General features: G+C 42.5%; 2 protein-coding genes. Both read right to left on the bottom strand.

Features of this window, described 5'->3' with window-relative positions:
* On the bottom strand, positions 1–198 hold a 198-nt coding region (locus tag HC175_RS16185; protein WP_168139431.1), incomplete at its 3' end, for a hypothetical protein.
* Positions 199–209: 11 nt separating this feature from the next.
* On the bottom strand, positions 210–640 hold a 431-nt coding region (locus HC175_RS16190; RefSeq protein ID WP_479685234.1), incomplete at its 5' end, for a glycosyltransferase family protein.

Here is a 640-nt window from a genome sequence, read left to right on the forward strand (position 1 = left end):
TGTACCCAGGAATTGCATGGCGTGATCTATAATGCTGAATTCCTCCCGGGTGATTTCAGGCTCATCTTCAATTTCTACAAAATCCGGAAGGGAAGCATATTGTTGCTTTTGCACTTTAGGAATTTCTTCAGAAGAAGTAGTGATCCCTTTCCTGGCGCCACAGGAAGTGAGGGTAAAAATGAGGACCAGAAATGTCATTTTTAAACCTCTCATGATCCCGAAATTTTTTGGTAAATAAGCTGAGCTGTCTTTTCACTGGCCCCTTTGCCGCCAAGTTTTTGCTCCAGTTCATAATAATCGCTGAAGATCTTTTTCCTGTGCTCTTTATTCAGGATCCTGGCCAGTTCTTTTTTTAGATTCTTCCGGTTAAGATCATCCTGGATAAGCTCTTTTACCACTTCCCGATCCATTATGAGATTGACCAGGGAGATGTAATCAAGATTGATGACGCGTTTTGCGATCTGGTAGGAGATGAAATTGCCTTTATAACAGACTACTTCCGGCACTTTTAAAAGGGCGGTTTCCAGGGTGGCAGTGCCCGAGGTCACCAATGCTGCAGTAGAAATTTCCAGCACATCATAGGTCCTGTTCATCACCAGGTGAACGTTCTTCTTTTTTATAAAGGGTTTGTAAAATTCCT

The sequence above is a fragment of the Salinimicrobium oceani genome (assembly GCF_012037645.1).